Origin of the sequence: Geomonas silvestris (assembly GCF_014193515.1) — a bacterium.
Lineage (GTDB): Bacteria > Desulfobacterota > Desulfuromonadia > Geobacterales > Geobacteraceae > Geomonas > Geomonas silvestris.
In genome coordinates, this window is record NZ_BLXX01000018.1 from 21,776 (window position 1) to 47,367 (window position 25,592).

A 25,592-nucleotide genomic window follows, 5' to 3' on the forward strand; every position below is an offset into this window, starting at 1 on the left:
GACGATCCCTTTGGTGCGTGCGCCGTGAGGGGCGGGGGAACCCGGCTACTCCGGCAGGGCCCGCGGCACCAGGGGGCGCTGCTCGCGGTGCAGGAACCAGCGATCCAGCACCAGGTGGCGGGTAAGCCAGGGGGTGCCCAGCAAAAGCCGGGTCCCCAGGCGCTGCACCGGGGCCGGCAGGGCCATGCGGCCAGCCGCGCTTCCGGCCCCGCCAAAGCGCTCCGCCACCGCAGCGGCGTAGGGCTCGAGCCAGCGCGGCCGGTAATCCGCCGAGGCGCAGAGGATGGTCTGGGCGGCCAGGATGGCGGACTCCACCGCCGGGAGGATCCCTTCGCCGCTTTCGGGGTAGGCAAGCCCCGCAGCGTCGCCGATCACCAGCGCGCGGTCGCCGACGATCCTGCGTCCGGCGACTCCCCGGAAGGGGAGATAGGCGTGCCCCTTGAAGGGGAGGGGGCCGGTGCCGGGGAGGGCGCCGGTTCTCCTAAGGTGCTCCAGGTAGGCATCGAGCCGTCCGCGCACCTGCGTCCCCCCCAGGACTCCGAGCCCCACGTTGAGGTGCGCTCCCTTGCGCACCAGCCAGCCGTACCCCCTCACGTCGTCCAGGAAGGAGAGCGAGGTATGTCCGGGGGGGAGGGGGAAGGCCGCCTGCTCGCCCGGGTCCAGCTCGAACTCGGCCACCACGGCGGCGATCGGCTGCTCCCGGGCGGGCTGCGCCCCGAGAATCCGGGCAACCGGGCAGTGGTGGCCGCCTGCTCCCACCACCAGCCGGGCCCGGATCCTGTCGTTGACCAGCCAGCCGTCCGGGGTCCGCTCCAGGCTGCGCACCTCTTCCCCCAGGATGTTGCGGCTTTTGCTGTGCAGGAGGAGGTAGTGGTCGAACTCCCGGCGCCTGATGGCGTAGCTTACCGGGGTGCCGAAGTCGTAGCGGTTTTGCCTGCCGAACATGACGCCGGTGTGGAACTCCCGGATCTCCTGGAGTTCCCTCCCCTTGCGGTACTGGGCGGGGTCGATGCGCAGGGTTTCCAGGACGCTCGGGGTGATCCAGCCGGCGCAGGGCTTGTCGCGGGGGAACTCGTCGCGGTCCATGAGCAGGACCGAGATCCCCCAGTGGGCCAGCACCCGCGCGCAGGTGGCGCCGGCGGGGCCGCCCCCCACGATGAGGACTTCACACTGTTCCATGGCGGCTTCCCGGGTCCATGAGGTGCTGGCGGGTCCAGGGAACCTCGTTGTTCCCCTGGCGCGAGAAGAGTACCTGGTAAAGCTGCAGGGTCCCGGTCTCGAAACTGGCGATGGAGCCGCACAGGTACAAACGCCAGGCCCTCGCGAAGTTGGCGTCGAACTTCTTTTCCACCTCTGCCTGGTGCGCCTCGAACCGCCTAAGCCAGTGCCTGAGGGTGCTCGCGTAGTGCAGGCGCAGGTTCTCCAGGTCGAGGACGCTCAACCCCCACGGCTCGAAGATCTCCATCATCTCCCGCGGGGTGGGGGTGTAGCTGCCGGGGAAGATCCGCTTCTCAAGCCAGTCGCTCATCGGCTGGGCCACGTCCTGCCCGATACTGTGGATGAGCCCCACGCCGCTTCGGGAGAGCACCCGGTCGATCACCCCCCCCAGCCTGCGGTAGTTGCTGGGGCCCACGTGTTCCAGCATCCCCACCGAGACGAAGGCGTCGCACTCGCCCGAGATGTTGCGGTAGTCGTCCTCCAGGTACTCGACCCCGGTGATCCCCTCCCGGCGTGCGCGCTCCCGGGCGTAGGCGACCTGTTCGCCGGAGATGTTGAAGGCCCGCACCCGTGCCCCGTAGTTTTTGGCCATGTAGCGTGCCATCCCCCCCCAGCCGCAGCCGGCCTCCACCACGCGCTCGCCCCCCTTGAGGCGCAGCTTGCGGCAGATCAGTTCCATCTTGGCGCTCTGGGCCTGCTCCAGGGTCACCGAGGGGGCCGGGAAGTAGGCGCAGGTGTAGAGCATCTCGTCGTCCAGCCAGAGCCGGTAGAAGTCGTTGCCCAGGTCGTAGTGGTGCTGGACGTTCTCGCGCGAACCCGAAAGGGTGTTGCCCCACCAGGACCTGCTCAGGCGCGACAGGCGCCCGTAGCGGCGCCGCAGCTCCCCAGGCTTAGCCAGCGCGCGGTAGACCTCCTCGAGAAACCCCACCAGGTCCCCCTCCACCTCCAGGGTTCCCGCACTGAAGTCGTCGCCGAAGCAAAGAAGCGGGTTGACCACGAGCCTCCAAAGCGAGCGCCTGCTCCTGATCACGAGCTGGTTCGCCGCCTCCGGCCCCCCCGACGCCCAGTCGCCGTCCCACAGCCTCACCCCGATGAGGGGGGAGCCCATGCCCTTTAAAAAGCTGCGCAGCAACCAGCGGTCCACCTCGAACACCGGACCTGATCCGGCGACCGTTTCGGTATAGGGGGTGTCCGGGCAGACACCGCACGCCTTGGCACTCTTCATGGCAGCTCCTTCTAATTGGAGTGGTGTGAGGGGTAGTTAATGATTTTCTGGGATTTTCTTAAAAAGTCAAGGGGTGGGCGCGCAAGGCCGGCAGTGAAGGATCTGCGGGTGTCGGTCCTTCGGGTGCCGTTTAGCGCGAGCTAAGTTTCGTCAATGAAAACGGGTCGGGGGGAGAAGGCCGAGGCCGGCGGGGCGCCGGGGAGCGGGGACTGGGGAGCGGGGGGGGGAAGCGGGAACCGTTCAGAGCGAGGCGCTTGCCTGGGGGGCCGCGGCGTCGCGGGTGAGGCTTGCCGCGATGAGCGGGTTCACCAGCTCCGGGTGGCTCACCGGCCCCATGTGCCCGGTCTCCACGAACTGCAGCCGGCAGGTCGGTAGCCGGCTGGCCAGTTCCCGGGCCACGCGCTGCGCGGGGAGCGGGCTCTGGGTTCCGGCGAGCACGGTGACCGGCATGGTGAGGCGACTGTAGTCCTCCAGGGTGAGCGGAGTCCGGGTGAGCGCCTGGAAGTCGAGGGCGAGCTTGTCGGTTCTGCGGGCGAAATCCTGCTGCACCCGGGGGGGGAAGTTGGCGAACGATCCCGGCGCGCTCCAGTAGTCGAGGAAGGTCGCCGCCGCGCCGGCGCGCTCCCCTTCCCGAAGCAGCCTGGCCAGCTCGGTCATCATCTCCTGGACCGGGGTCGCACCCGGGTCGCCGGGCTCGAGCAGGTGGAAGGCGACCGGCTCGAAGACCGTGAGGGTGCGCACCCGGGCGGGGAACTGGTAGGCGAAACGGAGGGCAACGGCGCCGCCGTAGGAGTGCCCGACCAGGTGAAAGCGTTCCTCGGGAGCCAGCAGGCGCCCAAGCAGCCGGTCCACCAGCTCGGCCTCGGTCAAAAGGGTGTAGTCCTCGGTCTGCTCGGGCATCTCCGTCTCACCGTAGCCGTACAGGTCGACCGCGATCACCCGGTACTGTTTTTCGAGCATTCCGGTCAGCGCGCGCCACTGGTTCTTGGAGCTGAGGGTGCAGTGCAGCAGAACCACCGCGGTACCGGAGCCGACACTGTAGTAGGCGGGAAAGGATCCTTGCATTTAAGACTCCTCTGTTGCTGCCGCGCGCTCGTGGTGCTTCCAGGTTTTCGCCCTCTGAACCTGGCCCTCACGCCGACAGCGTGACGCAAAGGGGGACCTGAATGAAAAGGGCATAAGGTGCAGACGGGTTTGCCACTAGCAACAAAACAGCCAGGAACAAAGGTGCTTTATGAGTAGCGGGACTGTCCGATGAGCAGAAAAAAACAGTCCTTTTTAGTTGACGGCAGAACATTTGCCTATATGCTGAAGTCTTCAGAATGACTGAGCACCGCGGCAGGTTCGAGCTGCGGCGCCAGCGTGGCCGCCAGTGAACCGGCACCACCATAGCGCAGGGAGTCACGGCGGTCAAGTGGTGGCGGCAGGGCGGAGAAAGGGGGACCCAGGTCATGGCACGAAAACCATGGGTTAACAAGGACGAATGCATAAGCTGCGGCATCTGCAAGACCAATTGCCCGCAGGTGTTCCGCTTCGACTCGCACCGCAAGGCGGAGTGCTACGATCCGGCCGGGGCCAGCGAGGCGGAGATCCAGAGCCAGGCCATCGATCTCTGTCCGGTCTCCTGCATAAGCTGGCTCGAGGAGTAGCCCCAACGAGCCAGGACCATTCCCGAAACGGCGGGCCTGGGCCGGCCCAGAACGAACTGATACGGAACGACCACCACCACGAGGTAACCCATGACGCAAACCAACCTGAACAGCTTTGACACCGAACGCAGTCTGCTGGTCGGTGGAGTGGTGCACCGCTACTACTCCCTGACCGCTTTCGCCAAGAATTCCGGCAGGGACCTCTCCCGGCTCCCCTTCTCCCTGAAGATCCTGCTGGAAAACCTCTTGCGCCGCGAGGACGGGGTGACCGTGAAGCGGGAGGACATCGAGGCGCTGGCGGACTGGGACCCCAAGGCTGCGCCGGATCGGGAGATCCAGTTCATGCCGGCGCGGGTGCTGTTGCAGGATTTCACCGGTGTCCCTGCGGTGGCGGACCTCGCCGCCATGCGCGGCGCGCTGAAGCGCCTGGGTGGCGACCCCGCACGCATCAACCCGCTGCAGCCCGCCGACCTGGTCATCGACCACTCGGTGCAGGTGGATCGCTTCGGGACCACGCTCGCCCTGGCGGAGAACGCCCAGCTCGACTACCACCGAAACCACGAGCGCTACCAGTTCCTGCGCTGGGGGCAGGGGGCCTTCCGTAACTTCCGCGTGGTGCCGCCGGCGACCGGCATCTGCCACCAGGTGAACCTCGAGTACCTCTCGCAGGTCGCCATGGTGCTCGAGGCGCGCGGCAGCGATCCACTCATCTACCCGGACACCGTGATCGGCACCGACTCGCACACCACCATGATCAACGGCCTCGGGGTCGTCGGGTGGGGGGTCGGGGGGATCGAGGCCGAGGCGGCGCTTTTGGGGCAGCCCTGCTCCATGCTGATCCCGCAGGTAGTCGGCTTCCGGCTCTCCGGGCGGCTCAAGCCCGGGGTGACGGCGACCGACCTGGTGCTCACGGTGACCCAGATGCTCAGGAAGCACGGGGTGGTGGGGAGCTTCGTCGAGTTCTTCGGCCCGGGGTTCGCCGAGCTCCCGGTGGCCGATCGCGCCACCATCGGCAACATGTCCCCGGAGTACGGCGCCACCATCGGGGTCTTCCCGGTGGACCAGCAGACCATAGAGTACCTGAAGCTCACCGGCCGGGAGAAGCTGACCAGCCTGGTCGAGGCGTACTACCGCGACCAGGGGCTCTGGCACGAGCCGGGTCAGCCCGAGGCGAGCTACTCCTCGGTGCTGGAGCTCGACCTGGGAGACGTGGAGCCGAGCCTGGCCGGGCCGTCGCGCCCGCAGGACCGGGTCCCCTTGAGCCAAGTGGCGAGCGCCTTCGAGAAGGAGCTCACCCGGCTGGCCGGCGCCGGCGCCGCCATCTCCCGCGGCGCGGATCCGCTCTCCCCCGAACTCGCCTCCCTGGAGCCGGGGGCGGGACGGGTGTCGGTGACCCAGCCCGACGGCGCGCGCTACCAGCTGACCCACGGCTCGGTGGTCATCGCCGCCATCACGAGTTGCACCAACACCTCGAACCCCTCGGTGCTCTTCGCGGCAGGCCTTCTGGCGCGAAACGCGGTGCGCCGCGGTCTGCAGGTGAAGCCCTGGGTGAAGACGAGCCTCGCCCCCGGCTCGAAGGTGGTCACGGACTACCTGGAGGACTCCGGGCTCATGTCCTACCTGGAGGCCTTGCGCTTCCACCTGGTGGGCTACGGCTGCACCACCTGCATCGGCAACTCGGGGCCCCTCCCCGAGCACATCGCCGAGGCGGTGAGCGCGGGGGACCTCTGCGTCGCCTCGGTGCTCTCCGGCAACCGCAACTTCGAGGGGCGCATCAACAGCCAGGTGAAGGCGAACTACCTGGCCTCACCGCCGCTCGTGGTGGCCTACGCGCTGGCCGGCAACATCGCCATGGATCTGGGCAAGGAGCCCCTGGGGGTCGACCCCGGCGGCCAGCCGGTCTTTTTGAAGGACATCCTCCCCGACGACCGCGAGGTTGCCGAACTGGTGGCGCGCTACGTGACCCCGGCCCAGTTCCAGAAGAACTACGGTGAAGTCTTTGCCGGCGACCCGCTTTGGAGCGCCCTGGAGACCCCCATAGGGGAGATCTACCAGTGGCAGGCGGACTCAACCTACCTGAAGGAACCGCCGTTTCTGGCCGAGGTCGGCGCGGAGGCGGAACCGCTTGTCGACCTTGCCGGCGCGCGCGCCCTGGCCCTTTTGGGCGACTCGGTCACCACCGACCACATCTCGCCGGCCGGCTCCATCGGGAAGAACACCCCCGCGGGGAAATACCTGATCTCGCTGGGCGTCCCGCTGGAAGAGTTCAACTCCTACGGGGCGCGGCGCGGCAACCACGAGGTGATGGTGCGCGGCACCTTCGCCAACATCCGCATCCGCAACAAGCTGGTGCCGGGCGTCGAAGGTGGCGTGACCATCCATTTTGGCGCGGGTGCGGCGACCGGGGACCAGCTCCCGATCTACGATGCGGCGATGCGCTACGCCCAGGAAGGGGTTCCGCTGGTGGTCATCGCCGGCAAGGAGTACGGCACCGGTTCCTCGCGCGACTGGGCCGCCAAGGGGACCCGGCTTCTGGGGGTCAAGGCGGTCGTCGCTGAAAGTTTCGAGCGGATCCACCGCTCCAACCTGGTGGGGATGGGGATCCTCCCCCTGCAGTTCCTCCCCGGCGAATCCGCGGCCTCCCTGGGGATCTCCGGGACCGAGACCTTCGACATCGCCGGCATCACCCGGCTTGGCGTGGGGGGGGGCCTCGAGGTGCAGGCGCGTTCGGCCGACGGCGGGAGCCGCTCCTTCACCGTCCGGGTTCGGATCGACACCCCGAACGAACTCGAGTACTTCCAAAACGGCGGGATCCTCCCCTACATGTTGCGCCAGGCGCTTAAGGGTTAGCCGCCCGCGGTACCAGCGGGAACGCTTCAGGTGAAAAACCACGGGGAAGTGCCGGGAGAATCGGTATTTCCCCGTTTTTTTGGTTCAGAGTGCGGTTTAACCGGTACCTGGCCAAGGGGCGTTGTCATCGGGGGAGCGGGGTTGCCTGGGCTGCGGGCAGGGGATGAGCGGCCATTGGAGTGAGGGGGCTGCTGCATTGGCTGCGACGATCGGGTTCTCCCCTCCCAGGGGATTCGAAAAAACGCAGGTGGGGTATCCCTTACCCGCTGTCGGAGCGAACCTGTCGGGCGTTAAAATACTGGAAACCACTGGCGATTTGCCGAAGAGCTGGTATATAACCAGAGAACCCAAGATTAAAAAGACAACACCCGGAGTCACATGAAGAAGTCGAACCTCCTGAAGATCGTCACCCTGGTCGCCTGCGTGGTCGGGATCAGCCTCTTGCACTACACGACGCCGCTTCGGCTCGCCATGCTGCACGACATCTTCCAGCGCCTCTACTACATCCCGATCATCCTCTCCGCCTTCTGGTTCGGCTTTCGCGGCGGGGTCGGCTGCGCCCTTTTGGTGACGGTCTGTTACGCTCCCCACATCCTGTTCCAGTGGGGCGGGCACATCGCGATGGAGATGGAGAAGTACCTCGAGGTGGTGCTCTACAACGTGGTAGGTGGGATCACCGGGTTTTTAAGCCAGCAGGAGGCCGCCCGCCGAGCCCAGCTCGAGGAGACCGCAAAGGGGCTCGAGGAGTCCTACCGGACACTGCAGAGCCAGTCCGAACTCATCATAAGGATCGAGGAGCAGCTGCGTCGGGCGGAGCGGCTCTCGGCTCTCGGCGAACTCTCAGCCATGCTGGCCCACGAGATCCGCAACCCGCTCGCCTCCATCAGGGGGACTGCCGAGATCCTCATGGACGAACAGGTCCCTGCGGCGAGCCGCACCGAGTTCCTCGAGATCCTGATCAAGGAGTCGGACCGCTTAAACCACGTGGTGGAAGACTTCCTCAAGATGGCCCGGCCCGAGCCGAAGAGCAAAAAAGCCTGTGATATCAATGAAGAACTGGCGAACATGGTGACGCTGTTGTCGGCCCAGGCACGCCAGAGCAAGATCACCCTGGAATTGCACCCGGCCCCGCTCCCCCCCTTTATCGGGGACGCCGAGAAGCTGCGCCAGGCGTTTTTGAACATCATGCTGAACGCGATCCAGGCCTCTCCGACAGGCGGTACGGTGCGCCTGACGACCCGGGCAGTCCCGGAGCAGGGGAGTCTGGAGATCTCCTTCTCGGACAGCGGCCCCGGCATTGCAGCGGACGCCGTGGCGCGGATCTTCGAGCCGTTCTTCACGACCAAGGGTAACGGCACCGGTCTCGGGCTCTCCATTACCAAAAAGATCATCGAGGGACATGGCGGAACCATCGAGGTGATGGGCGGGGCGGGAGAGGGAGCGACTTTCCTGGTCCGGCTCCCGGTGCCCACGGAGGCCGAGGGATAGGGGAAACCCGCGGACCCAGCACAGCTCACCTCTGTGGAATATCCAACAGCCTTCGGTAGGATATTCTGCTTAATGTGAGCGGATCAGTCGCAACAGTACGCGATTACGGTAGGATAGCTTCTGGCACGACCATTGCTATTTTGTGATCTAATTAAAAGCGCACGCCCCTGGAGTCACCATGCACGCCCGGTTTGTTACAACTGCCCTTCTGATCGCTCTCCTCGCCGTGCGGCCCGTACAGGCCGCCGAGCACCACTCTACCCAAACCGAAAACCTGAACCTGCTGATCGAAACCGCGCTGACCGGGAACCCGGAGCTGAAGGCGTCGGCGTCGCGCTGGGAGATGTTCAAGAGCCGGGTGAAGCAGGCGGGAAGCTGGGAAGATCCCATGCTCATGCTGAAGATTCAAAACGGCATCGTGACCGACCCGCTCAACTTCACCCGCGACTCCATGACCCAGAAGGTGATCGGCATCGCGCAGCAGATCCCCTATTTCGGGAAGACCGCACTGCGCGAGGAGGTGGCCCTGCACGAGGCCGAGGCGCAGCATTTCGCCCACGGCGAGCGCCGGCTGGAGATCACCCGGATGGTGAAGGAGGCCTACTACCAGATCGGCTCGATCGACCACGAACTGTACCTGTTGCAGAAGAACATCGACATCATGGACACCTTCATTACGCTGGCCGAAACCAAGTACTCGGTGGGGCAGGGGGCCCAGCAGGACATCTTCAAGGCGCAGCTGGAGCGCTCCAAGATGCTCGACATGAAGATCACCCTCGAGCAGCAGAGAAAAAGCCAGGCCATCGCGCTGAACGCGCTGTTGTACCGCCCGGCCGATACCCCGGTGGGCGAGATTCCGGAGTTCGGGATCGACCCGGCACTCCCCCGGTCCCAGGACCTGGTTACCCTCGCCGAGGAGAACCGCCCGGCGCTCAAGGGGCTGGCGGCGCAGGTCTTGAAAGGGCGCGGCTCCGAGGCCCTGGCCCGCAAGGAATCCTACCCCGACTTCAACGTCTCCTTCGAGTACATGCAACGCCAGCCCGCCATGGGGAGCGACGGCTCCGACATGTACTCCTTGGGGGTGACCTTCAACCTGCCGGTCAGAAAGGAGCGGCGCCAGGCGATGGTGGCCGAGGCGAACTCCGAGGTGGCCATGGCGACCGAGGAGATGAACGCGACCCGCAACACGATCTCGTCCGGAATCGCCGACCTCTTGTCTCAGATGGAGCGCCGCCGCCAGTTGGTGGACCTCTACAAAAACGGTATCATCCCGCAGGCCGAGCAGGCGCTGGAGTCGGCGACCATCGGCTACCGGGTCAACAAGGTGGACTTCCTCACCCTGTTGGACAGCCGGGTGAACCTCTACAACTTCGAACACCAGTACTACGATTCGATCGCCGACTTCCAGATGAAGAAGGCGCAATTGGAGGCGCTGGTTGGGGGAAGCCTGAGCGGCGCAGACCACGGAGCACGGCCGACGGGGGAGCAAATGAAAACCTCGAGCCATGGGGAACATCTGCGGCAAGACGGAGCAAAGCCGCAACCGTAGCCACGGAGAACTTCGGAGAAAACATCGGAGAAAACTGCCCCCTGAGCCACTTCACCTTTGCTTAGGGCCAGACCTCTCCCAAATCCAGACAACGACCCGAGGACCAATGGCCCTCGTTCCAGGAGCGAGCAGATGAGCGTGAACAACAAGGTGGCAATCCCCGTAGTGGTGATCCTGCTGGCCGCGGCGGCCGGCGGCGGGTACTGGTTCTGGCACCAGAAAAACGGCGCCGACCAGAAGACCAAGGCAGCGGCGACGCAGAACCAGGAGCTCTATACCTGCGCCATGCACCCCTTCATCATCAAGGACAAGCCAGGAACCTGCCCCATCTGTGGGATGCAGCTCATCAAGAAGGTGGCTCCGGCGGAAGGGACGGCGAGCGCCAAGGAACAGGAGATGCTCTCCCACGTTTCGCTCTCACCGACCCAGCGCGTGATGGCCAACGTGGCTACCGTGGAGGTAGGCAAGGTGCCGCTTTCCAAGGAGATCGCCGCTACCGGTATCGTGCAGTACGACCAGGCGCGCCAGGCCAAGGTGACCGCCTGGGTGGCGGGGCGCATCGATCACCTCCGGGTGAACACGGTCGGCTCCTATGTCTCGAAAGGGAAACCGGTGGCGGACGTCTACTCGCCGGACCTGGTGGCCGCGCAGCAGGAGTACCTCTTGGCGCTTAGAAGCCGCGAACAGCTGAAGAACTCCCCGATCCCGTCCATCTCGCAGGGTGGCAACGGACTGGTGAGTTCGGCACGTCAGCGCCTGAAGCTTTTAGGGGTGAAGGACGAGCAGATCGCCAGCCTGGAGAAAAGCGGCGAGCCGAACATCAGGATCCCGGTGTACACCCCTCTTTCCGGCATAGTGATCGAGAAGATCGTCCAGGAAGGGCAGTACGTGAACATGGGCGATCCGCTCTTTGCCATCGCCGACCTTTCCACCGTCTGGGTCGAGGTCGAGGTGTACGAGAACGAGTTCTCCTTCGTGAAGCTGGGGCAGTCGGTGGCGATCCAGTCCCAGTCCTATCCCGGCAAGACCTTTACCGGCCGGGTGAGCTTCATCTACCCTTTCCTGGATCCCAAGACCCGGACCGTCAAGGTGCGCGTCGAGCTTGCCAACCCGGGGCTGAAACTCAAGCCCGACATGTTTGTGAACGCCATCATCAAGTCGCCGCTGGGTTCCGGGCTCGCGATCCCCGCCTCGGCGGTGATGGATACCGGGACGCGGCAGGTGGTCTGGGTCGAGAAGGAAGCCGGGATGTTCGAGCCGCGCGACGTGAAGGTCGGGGCGCGGGTCGGGGATAACGTGCAGATCCTCTCCGGCTTGAGCCAGGGCGAGAAGGTGGCGGCGACCGGCGGCTACCTGATCGATTCCGAGAGCCAACTGAAGGGCGGCAGCGGGCATGAAGGGCATACGCCCTCGGCGCCGGCAGCGCAGCCTACCCCGGGTGCCCCGGCTGCCCCGGCCGCTCCGAAAAAGGGCGGCGGGCTCAGCATGGATGATATGAAGATGTAATGAAACGGTTTGATTTCAGGATTTAAGGGTTCCCCATGATCGAGAAAATCATCGAATATTCGGCCAGAAACCGCGTCATCATCCTGATGCTCTTCGGCCTCATCATCGCCTGGGGCATCTGGTCGGTCTATCATACGCCGGTCGATGCCATCCCCGACCTCTCGGACAACCAGGTCATCGTCTTCACCGACTACCCCGGCCGCTCGCCGCAGGTGGTCGAAGACCAGGTCACCTACCCGCTGGCCGTCAACCTGCAGGGGCTCCCCCAGGTCCGCGCCGTGCGCGCCTCCTCGGCCTTCGGCTTCTCCATGATCTACGTGATCTTTGAGGACAAGGCGGACATCTACTGGGCCCGCACCCGCGTCCTGGAACGCCTGAACTACGCGGCATCGCTCCTGCCGCCGGGGGTGGTGCCGACACTTGGTCCGGACGGCACGGGGGTGGGACACGTCTTCTGGTACACCATCGAAGGGAAGGGGTACGACCTTGAACAGCTGCGCACGCTGCAGGACTGGTTCGTGCGCTACCAGCTGAACACGGTGCCGGGCGTCGCGGAAGTCGCGTCCATCGGCGGCTTCGTGCGCGAGTACCAGATCGACTTGGACCCCAACCGCCTGTTCGCCTACAAGGTGACCGCGGGACAGGTGATGGAGGCGATCAAGCGCTCCAACAGCGACGTGGGGGGGCGCCTCCTCGAACAGGCCGACGCTGAGTACCTGATCCGCGGCAAGGGGTATGTGAAGTCGCCCAAGGACCTGGAGGACATCGTGGTGGGCGCCGACATGCGCGGCACCCCGATCTACGTGAAGAACCTCGGCACCGTGCAGATGGGGGGCGCCATCCGGCGCGGCATGCTCGATAAAAACGGCGACGGCGAGGCAGTCGGCGGCATCGTGGTCATGCGCTACGGCGAAAACGCCAAGGACGTCATCGACCGGGTGAAGGAGAAGATCGTCTCGCTGCAGAAGGGGCTCCCCCCGGGGGTGGAGATCAAGGTTTCCTACGACCGCAGCGACCTGATCCAGCGCGCCATCGAGACGCTGAAGCACGCGCTGACCGAGGAGTCCATCGTGGTCTCCCTGGTGATCCTGGTGTTCCTGATGCACTTCCAGAGCGCCCTGGTCATCGTGCTCACGCTTCCCATCGCCGTCTTGTTCTCGTTCATCACCATGAAGCTCATGGGGGTCTCCTCGAACATCATGAGCCTGGGCGGCATCGCCATTGCCATCGGCGTGCTGGTGGACGCCGGGGTCATCATGGTGGAGAACTGCTACCGCCATCTCTCCGAGATGCCTGAGGAGGAGCGCAAGGAAAAGCGCCTCGAGGTGATCATCGACAGCGCTAAGCAGGTGGGACGCGCCATCTTTTTCTCACTTGCCATCATCATCCTCTCCTTCGTGCCGGTCTTCCTCCTGGAAGGGCAGGAGGGGAAAATGTTCCATCCGCTCGCCTTCACCAAGACCTTCTCCATGATGGGGAGCGCCTTTATCGCCATCACGCTGGTGCCGGTGCTCATGTACTACTTCATGAGGGGCAAGATGCCACCGGAGAGTTCCAACCCGGTGTCGACCTTCTTTATCAAGCTCTACTCACCGGTGATCCGCTGGGTACTCAAGTGGAAGAAGACCACCATCTTCCTGAACCTGGTGGCGCTCGCCATCGCCATCCCGATGTTCCTGAGCATCGGCAGCGAGTTCATGCCGCCGCTGGACGAGGGGAGCCTCCTCTACATGCCGGTGACGCTCCCCAACGTCTCGATCAACGAGGCCAAGAGGCTCATCCAGGTGCAGGACAAGATCATCATGAGCGTCCCCGAGGTGGAGCACGTGCTCGGCAAGGTGGGGCGCGCCGAGACCTCCACGGACCCCGCGCCGGTCTCCATGTTCGAGAGCATCATCATCCTGAAGGACAAGAAAAGCTGGCGCCCGGGGATCACCAAGGCGGACATCGTCGCCGAGCTGGATGGCAAGCTGCAGCAGATCGGCGTGCGTAACGGTTGGACCCAGCCGATCATCAACCGGATCAACATGCTCTCAACCGGCGTGCGTACCGACCTGGGCGTGAAGATCTTCGGCAACGACCTGAACGTCCTGAAGGACCTCGCGGTGCAGGCCGAGGGGATCCTGAAGACGGTGCCGGGTGCCGCGGACGTGGTGGCCGAGCGGGTCACCGGCGGCTACTACCTGGACATCGACATCGACCGCGAGGCCGCGGCGCGCTACGGCGTCAAGGTGGGTGACATACAGGACGTGATCAGCACCGCGCTCGGGGGCGAAATGCTCTCCACCACCGTGGACGGCCGCAACCGCTTCCCGATCCGGCTGCGCTACCTGCGTGACTACCGCGACAACATCGACGCCATCCGGCGCATGCTGATCTCCGGGATGGGGGTGGACGGGGCGCCGGTGCAGGTGCCGCTCTCCCTGGTGACCAAGCTGAAGATGTCGACCGGCGCGCCCGAGATCAACTCGGAGGGTGGGCTCTTGCGCTCCATCGTGTTCCTCAACGTGCGCGGCCGCGACATGGGCGGTTTCGTGGGCGAGGCGAAGACGGTCCTGGAGAAGCAGCTGAAACTGCCGCCGGGGTACTACGTCGCCTGGTCTGGGCAGTGGGAAAACCAGGTGCGCGCCAAGGCGAGGCTGCAGCTCCTGGTGCCGGCGGGGCTCCTCATCATCTTCATCCTGCTCTATTTCACCTTCCACTCGGCCCTGGAGGCGAGCATGGTCATGCTCTCGGTCCCCTTCGCGCTGGTGGGCGGGGTCTACCTGGTTAAGGCCCTGGGCTACAACATGTCGGTTGCGGTCTGGGTCGGCTTCATCGCCCTCTACGGCATCGCGGTGGAGACCGGCGTGGTCATGGTCATCTACCTGCACGAGGCGCTCGACAAGCGGCTTTTGAAGGGGCCGGTCACCGAAAAGGACATCTACGAAGCCACCTTCGAGGGGGCGGTATTGCGGCTGCGTCCCAAGCTTATGACCGTCGCCGTCGCGCTCATCGGCCTGGTCCCCATCATGTGGTCCTCGGGGACCGGTGCGGACGTCATGAAGCCGATCGCCGCGCCGATGATCGGCGGGATGATCTCCTCCGCGGTGCACGTGCTCATCATGACGCCGGTCATCTTCGTCCTGATGAAGATCCACGACCTGAAGAAAGGGAAACTGAAGTATTCGGGAATGAAACACTAGAAAGGCAATTGACAATGGATAATTTACAATTGACAATGAAAAGCATCGGGGCCGGCACTTCTTCCGGGAGTGGCGGCCCTTTGCATTGACAACTTCATTTGCTTTGGCACAATTCTCTGGCTGTGGTTGAATCAACTCGCACTATCACAGTCTAAACTTCTGCTCAGATCATTCGGCATCGCAGACACTGACAGATATCACATCCAACCAAAGGAGAATGACATGAAGAAACTGGCTCTCGTTCTGGCGGCATCCTGCCTGGCGCTTTCCGCTCCCGCACTGGCGGCTATGGACCACGGCGGCATGGACATGGATCACTCAAGCCACGGCTCGGGGATGGCCCACGAAGAGGTCGTGGAAGGGGTCAAGGTCGGCTTCAAGATCCAGAGCGCCAAGGAAGCCATGAAGGCGATGAAGATGGAGATGCCGATGCAGAAGGGGGAAACGCACTACATCGCCACGATCTTCAAGGATGCCAAGACCGGCAAGGCCTTAACCGAAGGCGAGGTGAAGGTGAAGGTGATGGCTCCGGACAAGAGCGAGCAGACCAAGGACCTGATGGCGATGCACGGCGAATTCGGCGCCTTCTTCGATCTCTCCAAGAAAGGGAAGTACGGCATCATGACCAAGTTCCAGCTCAAAGACGGCAAGACCCGCTCCGCCAAATTCTGGTACACCGTGAAGTAGTTTTCCGGGCTCCTCAAAGAGGCTTTCCCATCCCGCAGAGAATAAAAGATCCCATGTCGCCGTCGCCGGCCGCATGGGATTTTTTTGAGCTGCACCTGGCCCGCCGCCGCATGGGAAGGGGAGACCTGCCTCGCGGTTTTTCCTGAGTTTCTGGGTGGAGCGGCACGAGGGCGGGTGTGGAAAATCCTACGATTTGCTGCTGGATATTCTCCAGTTCCTACAGGCAAAACTGCTGGCTTTTTTCGGCAGAAAAACAATATCATGCGGTTACGCCTCTCATGAGGCAGTGGCATGTTCCTTGTACATGGCAGAGCGTGCGCCGGCTTGCGGCGCCGGTCCGAAGCGACGAGCGCGCTTCTAGGGGGAACCGTGAACAACAAAATCCTCAATAGCTGTCTGCTGCTAGTGGTGCTGGTCATCCTGGGGGTCTGTGCCTTCTTCGTGCGCATCGGGGCGACAGCCGATTCGGTGGTGGTTCTCAAAACCTCCGGCATGACCTGCGGCGCCTGCATCTCCAAGGTGTCGAAGGCGCTGCAGACCGAGCGCGGCGTGGCGGCCACCGAGGTGGACCTGGCCGGAGGCTGGGTGATCGCCGGATACGACTCGAAGCAGGTGGCCCCGGAGCGCTTGGCCCAGAAGGTCGCGGCGACCGGGTACGCCAGTACCGTCCAGACGGTCCTTACCCCGGAGCAGTTCAGGAAGTTGGTGGGAAGGGACGTCGGCAAGCAGAGTGCGGCGACAGGAGGCTGCTGCGGCGGCGAGGGGTGCAAAGGGAAGTAACGGCAGGGCTCAGGGATTAGGGATTGGGGCACGGAAAGGGGGAATTCGCCCCGCGGTGCCGGTCTCCCTTCGCAATACACCATCCGATGGAATAACGGCTAACAACTACCACGACAAGGAGTAGGGCATGGAAAACAAGAAGAACGGCGTGAAGTTCGGCCTGGCGATTGGGGCCGCGGTGCTGGCACTGGTGACGGCTGCCTTCGGGTTCAGCATCCCGGGCATGGGGAAATTCGAGAAGGTGAAACCGGTCAACGGCGTGGTGACCATCCCGGTTGCCAAGGTAAGCGACGGCAACGCCCATTTCTACCGGATCTCCGACGGCGGCAAGGATCTCGGCTTCTTCATCGTCAAGGGGAGTGACGGCCAGTTGCACACCGCCTTTGACGCCTGCGACGTCTGCTTCAAGGAGAAGAAGGGGTACGAGCAGGCCGGCGACCAGATGAAGTGCAAGAACTGCAATCAGAAGTTCGCCATCAACCGTATCGGCGCGGCCTCCGGCGGCGGCTGCAACCCCTCCCACCTTCCCGCCCGGGTCGATGCCAAGAACGTGACCATCAACGTGGCCGATCTGAAGGCGGGCGGCAGGTTCTTCTAGCGTTCGGCACATTTCCCGGGACCACTACTAATTGGGAGCAGGTAGCTCATGAAACTGCACAACATCTCCTTCAACAACCTGAGGCGGCGCAAGGCGAAGATGGCATTTCTCACCATCGGGCTTACCGTGGGGATCGCCACCATCGTCACCCTGGTCACGCTCACCAAGTCCATGTCCGGCGACATCGAGCGCAAGATGGACGAGTTCGGCGCCAACATCCTGATCACCCCGCAGCAAAACGGGCTCTCCATGAACTACGGCGGCATCAACCTGGGCGGGGTGAGCTTCGACCAGAAGGAGATCCTCGAGTCGGACCTGGCCAAGATCTCCACCATCAAAAACGGCAAGAACATCTCGGCGGTGGCCCCCAAGGTGCTGGGCGGGGTGCAGATTGCCGGACACCCGGTGCTCTTGGTCGGGGTCCAGTTCGACAAGGAACTCAAGCTCAAGCAGTGGTGGAAGCTCTTCGGCGAGGCGCCCAAGGGCGAACACGAACTCCTCCTGGGGACCGACGCGGCCAAGGTCCTCAACGTGATGACCGGAGACTCAGTGCAGATCAAGGGTGAGAGCTTCAAGGTGACCGGCGTCCTGGACCAGACCGGCAGCCAGGACGACTCCCTGGTCTTCGCCCAGCTCCCCGTTGCCCAGCGGCTTTTAGGGAAGGTGGGGCGCCTGAACCTGGTCGAGGTGGCGGCGCTTTGCTCGGGTTGCCCGATCGGCGACATGGTGCTGCAGATCGCCGAGAAACTCCCCGAGGCCAAGGTGAGCGCGATCCAGCAGGTGGTGGAGGGGAGGCTCAAGGCGCTGGACCAGTTCCGCCGCTTCTCCTACGCCATGGCCGGCGTGGTGGTTTTCATCGGCTCGCTCATCGTCTTCGTAACCATGATGGGGAGCGTGAACGAGCGCACCACCGAGATCGGCGTGTTCCGCGCCATCGGGTTCAGAAAGAGCCACATCATGCGCATCATCCTTTTAGAGGCGACGGTGGTCGGGCTGCTGGCCGGACTGCTCGGCTTCGGGGCGGGTCTGGGCGGGGCACGCCTCGCGCTCCCCTTCATGGTGGAGGGGAAGCAGGTGGCACTGGTCTGGGATAGCGTGGTGGCCTTCGGGTCGCTGGGGCTTTCGCTCACCCTGGCGCTTCTGGCGAGCCTCTACCCGGCGCTGCACGCCAGCAAGATGGACCCCACCGAGGCACTGAGGGCACTGTAACGAGCAGGCGGACTCCCGACTGATCGGACCCATTTTTGAAGAGGACTTAGACATGGCTTTAATCGAAGTGTGCAACCTAGCCAAGAGCTACCAAAGCGGCGACGAGACCGTGAAGGCGCTCAAGGGCGTCGACATCAGCATCGAGGCCGGTGAGTTCATCACCATCATGGGGCAGTCCGGCTCCGGCAAGAGCACGCTCCTCTCGGTGCTGGGGGGCTTGAACCACCCGTCCGAGGGTTCGGTGCAGATGGCGGGCGTGGATCTCTACGCGCTTTCCAGCGAGAAACGGGCCGACTTCCGCAGCCAGAAGCTCGGCTTCGTGTTCCAGTCCTTCAACCTGATCCCCTACCTGACCGCCCTCGAGAACGTCATGCTGCCGCTCGCGATTGCGCCCCTGAAAAAGGGGGAGAAAGTGGCAGCGGCCAAGGAGGCGCTGGAACGCGTGGGGCTGGGCGCCAAGGGGGACCGGCTCCCCAACGCCCTGTCGGGAGGGGAGCAGGAGCGGGTCGCCATTGCGCGCGCCGTGGTGAACCGGCCGGAGATCCTCTTCGCGGACGAACCCACCGGCAACCTCGACTCGCAAACGAGCCTCGAGATGATGAACCTGTTCAGGGCGCTCAACGATGGCGGCCAGACCATCGTCATGGTGACCCACAACCCGGAAAACTGCGACTACGCGGACCGGACCATCCACATCAGGGACGGCCGGGTGGTCGCCGCTGCCTGAGGGATTGCTTGACACCCGTCTTCTCCGGGGTGTATTACATCTAGAGATGTCGAGCCACCCCGGAGGAACGCAGGTTAGATGAAAAAAGACAAGGACGAGCGCAAAATGTCGCACCTGAAACTGGTTGTTAACAATGCCGAGGTCAGGAGCGCACGCCCGGCGGGTGGCGAACAGGAGTTCATCCCGCTTGAGGAGCTGATCCAGAGGCGCGATGTGTTCCGCCCCGCTTTCTACCGCGGGATGGGCAGGCAGCAGGCCCGCGGCTACCAGGCGCTGGAGCGCTTTCTGGAGAAGCGGAACTCCCCCTACGGCATCGACCCGGTGCACGGCAAGGTGCTGGTGCTCCCCGCGGGTGACCTCTCCGCCGAGGCCCGGGAGTACGGCTCGCCTCAGGACGAGGTGCTCCTGAGCATCTCCGAGGATGCCGGCGGCACCGGCCTTTGCTTCTCGCTCGAGATGATCCTTCCCTACTTCAGCGAGGACGACGCCGTCATGGAGGAGGCGCTGCTCTTTGCGCCCGTGCTGCAGTACGGCGCGCTCTTTCTCGAGGAAAACCCACACGACGGCCTGTTGGATCTGATCTACCGGCTGGCCGTACCGCTCTTCCCACCCCTGCTTACCGCCCGCCTCGCCGAGAGGATGTTTGCCATCTTCGCGTTCGAGCTCAAAGAAACCTTCCTGGCGCTCTCCGATTATCCGGAGGCGTAAAAGAGGATGCCGCACACGGTTCGGGCACGTGCCGTGTCAAGGCGCCCCTGGCGATCCTGCGCATTCCTGGATCAATTGCTCTACGTTTCTTGAAAGGGAGGTGGTTGTAATGCGCAGTGTCTTGGCAGTTATTGCCCTCGCATTGTTCTCTGCGGTCGCTCACGCTGAGGAGTGGACCCAGGTCGGGCCGACGGACACCCGACTGTCCGCTGAGTACAGTAAGGCGAGCCTCCAGTCGATTTCCCCCACGGTCAAACGGGTAAAAACACGGATCGTCTCCAAGGTCGACGATGTGCACGTATTTACCGTGGTTACCGAAACGGAATTTTACTGCCCCCAGCCCCTGGAAAAACTGCTCTCCGCAAAACTGATCTCTGCTGCCGGAGAGGTGACCTCCGAAGAAAAGGTCGACTCGCCGGTTTTTTACGAGATGCCGCGCGGCACCAATAGCTTCCGGTTGTGGGAAGCAATCTGCTCCGCTGCCGGTACTACTGCTAAGTGAACGGGAAAAGGTTTTCGCCGGGCGCCGGTTGGTTTCGCCGGCAGGCGAACCGGTAGGTATTTTCGAACGGTCGATGGAGTTGCGCTCGGCGGGGATGGTAGCTCTGGTATCTACCGCAAGATCGTACGCGACGAGGAGCGCTTCTTTTCAGATCGGGCCGGAGGTCAATGTCCCGGAGAGCGGAGCGCCTGCCTAAATTCGGGAAGGGAGCGGACGGCGGCAAGATCCGGATCCTGCTCTATTTCCGCCGTGTTGGTAAACCCCAGCTGAACCGCAGTCTTAAGATGCTTCAGCGCCTCATCAGGCCTCTGGCTCAATGACTCGACACAGGCAAGATTGTATTCGACAGTCGCGTCTGCCCCCCCAAGTGACACCACTCCCTCAAAATATTCCCGCGCAGCATCCAGCCTTTTGGTGCGCAGACAGAGGGTCCCCAACTGCGTCAGCGCTTCGACAGATTTCGGCTCCAGTGCTAACGCCTGCCGGAACGCCTGCTCCGCTGCCTCGAATTCCCCGGTCAGGTAGTAGCTCGTCCCGAGGTCGAGAAATCCCCGGGCAAATTTCGGGTAATAGCGGGTGACTTCGAGCAGGTAGGCGCGCCCCCGGACCGGGTCGTTCTTGGAGCGAAACAGGGCGCCCAGGTGGATCAGCGTATCAGCGTGCCTCGGGTTGAGGCTCAAAACGCGCAGATACAGGGGCAACGCGGCATCGAGGTTTCCCGCGTTCTGGAGCGCCTGTGCCTTGCCGTAGAGGGCCACCGGATGATTCGGGGCTTTTGCTGCGGCATCGCTCCAAAGCGTCAGGTCGTTCTCCCATACAGCCCCCCTCGCGTAACTGAGACCGAAACAGGCAGCCACCATCACTGCACCAGCTACGCTCGCAGCGGCAAGCTTGCCTTTGTTGATGACAACGACTCGGAACAGCAGAGCCCCGAGAAACGGCGCTGCACCGAGCATCGGAAAGTAGAGGTAGCGGTCGTTCATCAGGGTCGCTATGGGAACGATTTGGGAAACCGGCAATAGGCCGATGAAGAATACGGCGTACCAGAAGGCAAGCTCGCGTTTTCCGCGGAGGTACAGGGTGATCCCGGCGGCGATCAGCAGCACGAAAAGGACTGCCCCAGCAACGACGGCGAGGTCGATCCCCGTTTTGACGGGTGGGTCGTACATGGCACTGAGCCCGTTGGGCCAGAACAGCAGTGCCAGATAGCGCGGCAGGACGGTCAGCATGGTCAGGGCGGTGTTCAGAGGACTCCCGCCATGGTAGCCGATCCTCCCCCCGCCGACCCCCGGCGTGTCGCCGTGTGATTGATACACGATGGTTATCCAGGCCATCAGCAGTGCCGCGCAGAAAAAGGGGATGATCCCTACCAGCTGCTTGTTGCGCTCGGACTTTTCCAGGAAGCAGACATCGAACAGAAAAAATAGGCACGGTACGACAACGGCAATCGACTTGGCCATTAGTGCCAGGACCAGGAAGCAGAAGCTGAGGAGGTAGGCACCCTTGACCTCATGCCAGCGCTTATTCTGGCAACGCAGGTAGGCTAAAAAGGACAGGAGTGAGAAAAACATCGCCAGCAGGTTCTTGCGCTCGGAAATCCAGGCGACAGATTCTACCTGCACGGGGTGGAGGCAAAAGATGAGCGCGGAGAAGGTAGCGGCGAGCTTCGGCCACCCTAGTCTGCTGAGGAGCGAGTAGAGGAGCACCCCGTTAGCGGCATGCAGCAGGATGTTGGTGAGGATAAAGCCCCGGGCGTTCAGTCCCCAGAAGGTGTAGTCGAGCATGTAGGAGATGATGTGCAGGGGAGCGAAGTTTCCGGCGTAGTTGCTGGTAAAGGCACTGCGCAGGTGGGGTAGGGAGAAACCGCGAACTGCCTCGTTGGCGGTGACGTACATGTTGTCGTCCCAGAAAACCTGGAAGTGGTTCCCCCAAATGTGCAGATAGGCGCCAAGGGTAAGGGCGAAAATAACGAGCACCGATACGGCATGCGGGTAGACCTGCTCGTCGAGAAATCTCTTCATGGCTTGTCGTTCTCCTGGGGCTGCTGCACTTAATCTGCACACCTGTCGTTTGAACCAAATACCCGAAAATACGGTGAACTAGCCGCCAGCCGCTTTTCAGGATGTTCACGAGCTGATGCGGACTTTCAACCAGCCATTCGTTGTTTGCCTTGTAAAATCAGCTACCTGCGTCACAGGCAGCTTGGCACCGCGATTGCAAAATCCAGGTTGTGCGACAAACAACATACTGGGGGTGACTGATGAAAAACATCTGGCCGACACTCTTTTTAGGGATTTCCTGCATCTTCGTCTCAGTTTCTGCGGCACAAGCCGGTTTCGACTCCGCTCTCAGTGCGTTCCGCGACAAGCGCTACACCGAGGCCGCGGTCGAGTTCAAGAAATGCAACACAGCCAAGGCGAAATTCTACCTGAGCCTGATGTACAGCATGGGGTGGGGGGTACCGCAAAATAAGGAAGAATCGGTGGCACTGATGCGCAGTGCCAAACAGCAGGAACTTGCGGAAACGCAGTCGGTACAGGTTGCCGGGAGACAGTGATCTGATCCTACCGCCATGTACAGCGCAGGCCGCGGATGAACCGCCCCGAAGAGGCGCACCGCGGCCTGTTGTGTTACCGCCTAACTGGCTGTTGCCGTGATAACCCTCATCGGCAAGGCATTCCGGAAGTGCTTTCTCCCACCTAACTGCGCCACCTGCCCAACTCGACCTGCCCCTTGGTTAGCGAACTTTTCCCGGGGCCGCCTGCTCGATCACCGTTGCCGAAACCCCTTGTTTCTCCAACTCCTGCCCCCTGGCCAGCGCGGCTGCACGTGAAGGGAAGTTGCCGATCGTCAGCAGGAAGGTCTGCACGCCCACCAGCGCCGGTTTCAGAGTCGGTTTCACTCCCAACCCCACCAGGCGCAGGCGCTCCCGCTCGGCACCTTTCTCGTCAGAGAAGGATCCGGCGTAGACCTGGAATTTTCCATCCGTCACCAGGAAAAAACCGCTTATTTTGAGGGTATGCAGCTTTTTGAGTTCCTTCCTGGTCGCTTCCTGGGTGGAGAATTCACCGACGAACAGGCGTATCCTCGGCTCCTGCTTTTTCGGCCCCGGCACCAGCACCGGCTCGAGTCCGGCGCTCGCCAGCTTCTTACCCACCTCGGCTAGCGCCGACTTCACGACGGACTCGCCGACCAGCAGGGTGTAGCTCACCTGCGCTTCTGCGGCGGGGGGGGAGAGCTCGCTTGCCTCCTGGGTCCCGGCGGGCGCGCTCGCGGGAGCCGGCATCGGCGGTTGCGGGGCAGCCGTCGGGGCAGGCAGGCCCGTCACCGGGGTTGCCGTGGGGACAGCGGCAGGGAGCTGCTTTGCCGGCGCAGGGGTTTCCCCAGCCGGTTTTTTTATCGCTATGGTCACTGCCCGGCGGTTTTTCCCACGGCCGATCTTCGTGTTGTTGCGGGCGGCCGGGCGGCTCGGCCCGAAGTGCACTATGGAGAGGTTCTCAGCCGGCACACCTCTCGCGATGAGCAGTTGCCTGATGTGCTCTGCCCTGAGGCGCGACAGGTTGAAGTTGTGGGCGAGGGAACCCGAACTGTCGGTGTGTCCTTCGATGACCGCCTTGCTGCCCGAAGCAGACGTAAGCCACGCGGCGACCGCGTTGAGTTTTTCGCGGTCTTTAGCCGGAATAACCGAGCTGTCGCTTGCAAAGTAGACTTCCACGCTGGCCGGGACTGGCGCTTCGGCGGGAATGGCCGGTGCGGGGACCGGTGCCGGAGCCGGGGCTGCAGCCTCAGCAGTTTGCGGGGGCACCGGTTCGGCGGCCACGGCGGCAACGGGAGGGGCTGCTACCGGCTCCGCTTTCGGCGCTTCCGGGGTGGCCGTAGCAGGAGCTGCCGCAGGCGGAGCAGTCAGAAGCGAAATCATCGAGGGCGGCGTTGCCGCAGGCGGTGTGCTGGGCAGCCGTACCACTGAATTCGGCGGGGCGGTCGGCGCCGCTGCGGGTTCAGGTTTGTAGTTGAAGGTCACCGGTACCGCGTAGCTGACGAACGCCGGGGAATCGTAGAACAAACCGGAGACGCCGACCAAAGGCGGTGCCGCAGGTGCTGCAGGCGCTGCAAGTGCGACAGGAGCCGCAGGTGCAGGTGCGGCAGCAGGAGCAGGCGCAACTGCAGGAGCAGGCGCAGCAGGGACCGCCGCAACCACAGGTGCTTGGGCTGCCGGTTCTTTCTTGACTGCGGGCGCGGAAGTCGGGACCGGCTCCGGCGCGGCCGGCAGTTCTGCAACGGCCGGCGGGGGCGTCGGCGGGGTCGGTACCGCAGGCCGTGCTACCACCCGAGGTACGGCACGGGGGAATTGCAAAAGCGCGCGGTACTTGCTGAGGGATACCGGCTCGCTGGGCGCATTGAAATCGAAGAAGTAGGAGATCCCGGCGCTGAGCAGGATGTTGTTGCCGATGTTGGCGACCTCGATGACATCGCGCAGGTCGCTACGCAGCGCCAGTCGGTCAGACAGGAAGTACATGGCTCCCAGGCCGAAATCGGCGTTTGCGCCACTTTTAACCACGCCACTGCCGAAAGTCCCCCCCAGACCGACGGCTCCGTAAAAACGCCACTGTTCCTTTTTCAGGAACTGATATAAGAACTCGACCTGTAGTTGGGAAAAATTCGAGGACTGCCCCGTGGTAGAGGACGCGGGAATGAAACTGAGGCCGGATTCTATGGTGATGAGATCGGTGATTGACGTGCCGATTTTGAGGCCAAGCTGTGGCGCGGGGTCGATGTGCTCCGCCCCGCCGGGGAAGAATCCTCCCACCTCGCCGGTGAGAATGAGATTTTTGGGTGAAGACTCCGCTAACCCGGAACTTGACGCCACAAACACCATGGCAAGCGCAGAGATTACTTTTGATAGAAGCGAGTTCATGGCGCCTTCTCTCATCACATTAAATGTTAAGGCCATCCAGGTGAGTGTAACGCCAAAAGCCCCCTGTCAGGGCAGGAGGCTTTTGGCATCGATATGCGACTACTGGATTTTGTTACTTTACGGTAGCGCCTTCCACGATGACGGCGTAGAAATAGCCGCTCCCGAAGTCCTTGTTCTTAGCCACCGTGCCGGTGATGGTTACCGTCTGCCCGACCGTCGGGAGATCTTTGCTGGTGGTGACGGTGAGATCGTTGTCCTTGCTGGCGGCTTTGCCGCTGCCGTCCTGGATGTGGATCCAGTTGCGATTCATGATGCCGGAGGCAACCTTGACAACCTTGCCTTTCACGGTCACCTGTTTCTTATCTAAAGAGTCCTTGTTCTTGTAGATGTCGCTGATCTTGGTGGCCTTGCCGGGTGCTGCCTTTTCGCTGCCGGCGTTGGTGTCGGCGCCGAAGCAAACAGTGGGGAGTGCCAGGGCGACGACGATCAGCAGCGCTTTGGAAAAACTCTTCATCTAACTATCTCCTTTTGGGTTGGGTCTTGAGATGCGGTTACTCCTGAATTAAGCGGGGAATTTATCCTCTTTATGCCAAAAGTTCAAGCAGATTATCTCTGGCCGTGCCCGTGTTACCGGCACCGAGCTCGGAAAAGCCTCGGGACACTACTTTTCTCAGGAGCAATCCAACCCTTTTGTGTGCTATAAGGATCTCTGCCGCCCGAAATTCCTACGGAGCGGGAGCGGCGCCGCAGCCCTGGAGACGGTTGCTCATTTTCCGATTGGCAGGAGGATTTCCAC

General features: G+C 63.0%; 20 protein-coding genes. 14 read left to right on the forward strand and 6 right to left on the reverse strand.

The genetic code is table 11. From position 1 onward, the window contains the following. Positions 1–45: 45 nt before the first annotated feature. The 3 genes from GMST_RS20045 to GMST_RS20055 form a co-directional block, all read right to left on the reverse strand. On the reverse strand, positions 46–1,179 hold the full coding sequence (locus GMST_RS20045; RefSeq protein ID WP_183356490.1) for an NAD(P)/FAD-dependent oxidoreductase: 1,134 nt from the start codon (positions 1,177–1,179) through the stop codon (positions 46–48). Next, a complete protein-coding gene (locus GMST_RS20050) occupies positions 1,166–2,443 on the reverse strand; it encodes an SAM-dependent methyltransferase (RefSeq protein WP_183356491.1) in 1,278 nt (425 codons plus the stop codon). The genes GMST_RS20045 and GMST_RS20050 overlap by 14 nt, the downstream gene beginning before the upstream one ends. Positions 2,444–2,683: 240 nt before the next feature. Continuing rightward, complete coding sequence (locus GMST_RS20055) at positions 2,684–3,508, reverse strand: alpha/beta fold hydrolase (RefSeq protein ID WP_183356492.1); 825 nt, start codon at positions 3,506–3,508, stop codon at positions 2,684–2,686. Between the two features lie 386 nt (positions 3,509–3,894). Between GMST_RS20055 and GMST_RS20060 the strand changes: the two genes are divergently transcribed. The 13 genes from GMST_RS20060 (at position 3,895) to GMST_RS20120 (ending at position 19,881) form a co-directional block, all read left to right on the forward strand. Beyond that, complete coding sequence (locus GMST_RS20060; RefSeq protein WP_183356493.1) at positions 3,895–4,092, forward strand: ferredoxin; 198 nt, start codon at positions 3,895–3,897, stop codon at positions 4,090–4,092. A gap of 90 nt (positions 4,093–4,182) precedes the next feature. Continuing rightward, positions 4,183–6,942 carry an aconitate hydratase AcnA gene (gene acnA, locus GMST_RS20065; RefSeq protein WP_183356494.1) on the forward strand — a complete coding sequence of 920 codons (2,760 nt, stop codon included), beginning with the start codon at positions 4,183–4,185 and terminating at the stop codon, positions 6,940–6,942. A 378-nt stretch (positions 6,943–7,320) separates the two neighbouring features. Next, a complete protein-coding gene (locus GMST_RS20070) occupies positions 7,321–8,430 on the forward strand; it encodes a two-component system sensor histidine kinase NtrB (RefSeq protein WP_183356495.1) in 1,110 nt (369 codons plus the stop codon). Between the two features lie 178 nt (positions 8,431–8,608). Next, the gene (locus tag GMST_RS20075) at positions 8,609–9,979 is read left to right on the forward strand and encodes a TolC family protein (protein ID WP_183356496.1); all 1,371 of its coding nucleotides are present in this window, start codon (positions 8,609–8,611) and stop codon (positions 9,977–9,979) included. A gap of 132 nt (positions 9,980–10,111) precedes the next feature. Then, complete coding sequence (locus GMST_RS20080; RefSeq protein ID WP_183356497.1) at positions 10,112–11,485, forward strand: efflux RND transporter periplasmic adaptor subunit; 1,374 nt, start codon at positions 10,112–10,114, stop codon at positions 11,483–11,485. Positions 11,486–11,520: 35 nt separating this feature from the next. Further along, the gene (locus GMST_RS20085) at positions 11,521–14,670 is read left to right on the forward strand and encodes an efflux RND transporter permease subunit (RefSeq protein ID WP_183356498.1); all 3,150 of its coding nucleotides are present in this window, start codon (positions 11,521–11,523) and stop codon (positions 14,668–14,670) included. Positions 14,671–14,892: 222 nt separating this feature from the next. After that, the gene (locus GMST_RS20090; RefSeq protein WP_183356499.1) at positions 14,893–15,357 is read left to right on the forward strand and encodes a hypothetical protein; all 465 of its coding nucleotides are present in this window, start codon (positions 14,893–14,895) and stop codon (positions 15,355–15,357) included. Between the two features lie 369 nt (positions 15,358–15,726). After that, a complete protein-coding gene (locus tag GMST_RS20095) occupies positions 15,727–16,137 on the forward strand; it encodes a heavy-metal-associated domain-containing protein (RefSeq protein WP_246399936.1) in 411 nt (136 codons plus the stop codon). 127 nt (positions 16,138–16,264) lie between these two features. Next, entirely contained in the window at positions 16,265–16,735 is a 471-nt protein-coding gene (locus tag GMST_RS20100) for a DUF2318 domain-containing protein (RefSeq protein ID WP_183356501.1), read from the forward strand. 48 nt (positions 16,736–16,783) lie between these two features. Further along, on the forward strand, positions 16,784–17,944 hold the full coding sequence (locus GMST_RS20105; protein ID WP_183356502.1) for an ABC transporter permease: 1,161 nt from the start codon (positions 16,784–16,786) through the stop codon (positions 17,942–17,944). A 52-nt stretch (positions 17,945–17,996) separates the two neighbouring features. After that, complete coding sequence (locus tag GMST_RS20110) at positions 17,997–18,671, forward strand: ABC transporter ATP-binding protein (protein WP_183356503.1); 675 nt, start codon at positions 17,997–17,999, stop codon at positions 18,669–18,671. A gap of 78 nt (positions 18,672–18,749) precedes the next feature. Beyond that, positions 18,750–19,379: a hypothetical protein gene (locus GMST_RS20115; protein ID WP_183356504.1), complete on the forward strand. Its 630-nt coding sequence runs from the start codon at positions 18,750–18,752 to the stop codon at positions 19,377–19,379. 109 nt (positions 19,380–19,488) lie between these two features. Beyond that, complete coding sequence (locus GMST_RS20120; RefSeq protein WP_183356505.1) at positions 19,489–19,881, forward strand: hypothetical protein; 393 nt, start codon at positions 19,489–19,491, stop codon at positions 19,879–19,881. A 164-nt stretch (positions 19,882–20,045) separates the two neighbouring features. Here the strand turns inward: GMST_RS20120 and GMST_RS20125 are convergent, their stop codons facing one another. Next, positions 20,046–21,902 (reverse strand): tetratricopeptide repeat protein, encoded by a 1,857-nt coding sequence (locus GMST_RS20125; RefSeq protein WP_183356506.1) that lies wholly within the window; start codon positions 21,900–21,902, stop codon positions 20,046–20,048. A gap of 239 nt (positions 21,903–22,141) precedes the next feature. Here GMST_RS20125 and GMST_RS20130 point away from each other — a divergent pair, with 239 nt between their 5' ends. After that, positions 22,142–22,438: an SEL1-like repeat protein gene (locus GMST_RS20130; protein ID WP_183356507.1), complete on the forward strand. Its 297-nt coding sequence runs from the start codon at positions 22,142–22,144 to the stop codon at positions 22,436–22,438. A gap of 180 nt (positions 22,439–22,618) precedes the next feature. Here GMST_RS20130 and GMST_RS20135 read toward each other — a convergent pair whose 3' ends face one another. Together GMST_RS20135 and GMST_RS20140 are read right to left on the reverse strand one after the other, a co-directional pair. After that, the gene (locus GMST_RS20135) at positions 22,619–24,796 is read right to left on the reverse strand and encodes an OmpA family protein (protein ID WP_183356508.1); all 2,178 of its coding nucleotides are present in this window, start codon (positions 24,794–24,796) and stop codon (positions 22,619–22,621) included. Positions 24,797–24,908: 112 nt separating this feature from the next. Then, entirely contained in the window at positions 24,909–25,310 is a 402-nt protein-coding gene (locus GMST_RS20140; protein WP_183356509.1) for a hypothetical protein, read from the reverse strand. Positions 25,311–25,592 lie beyond the last annotated feature (282 nt).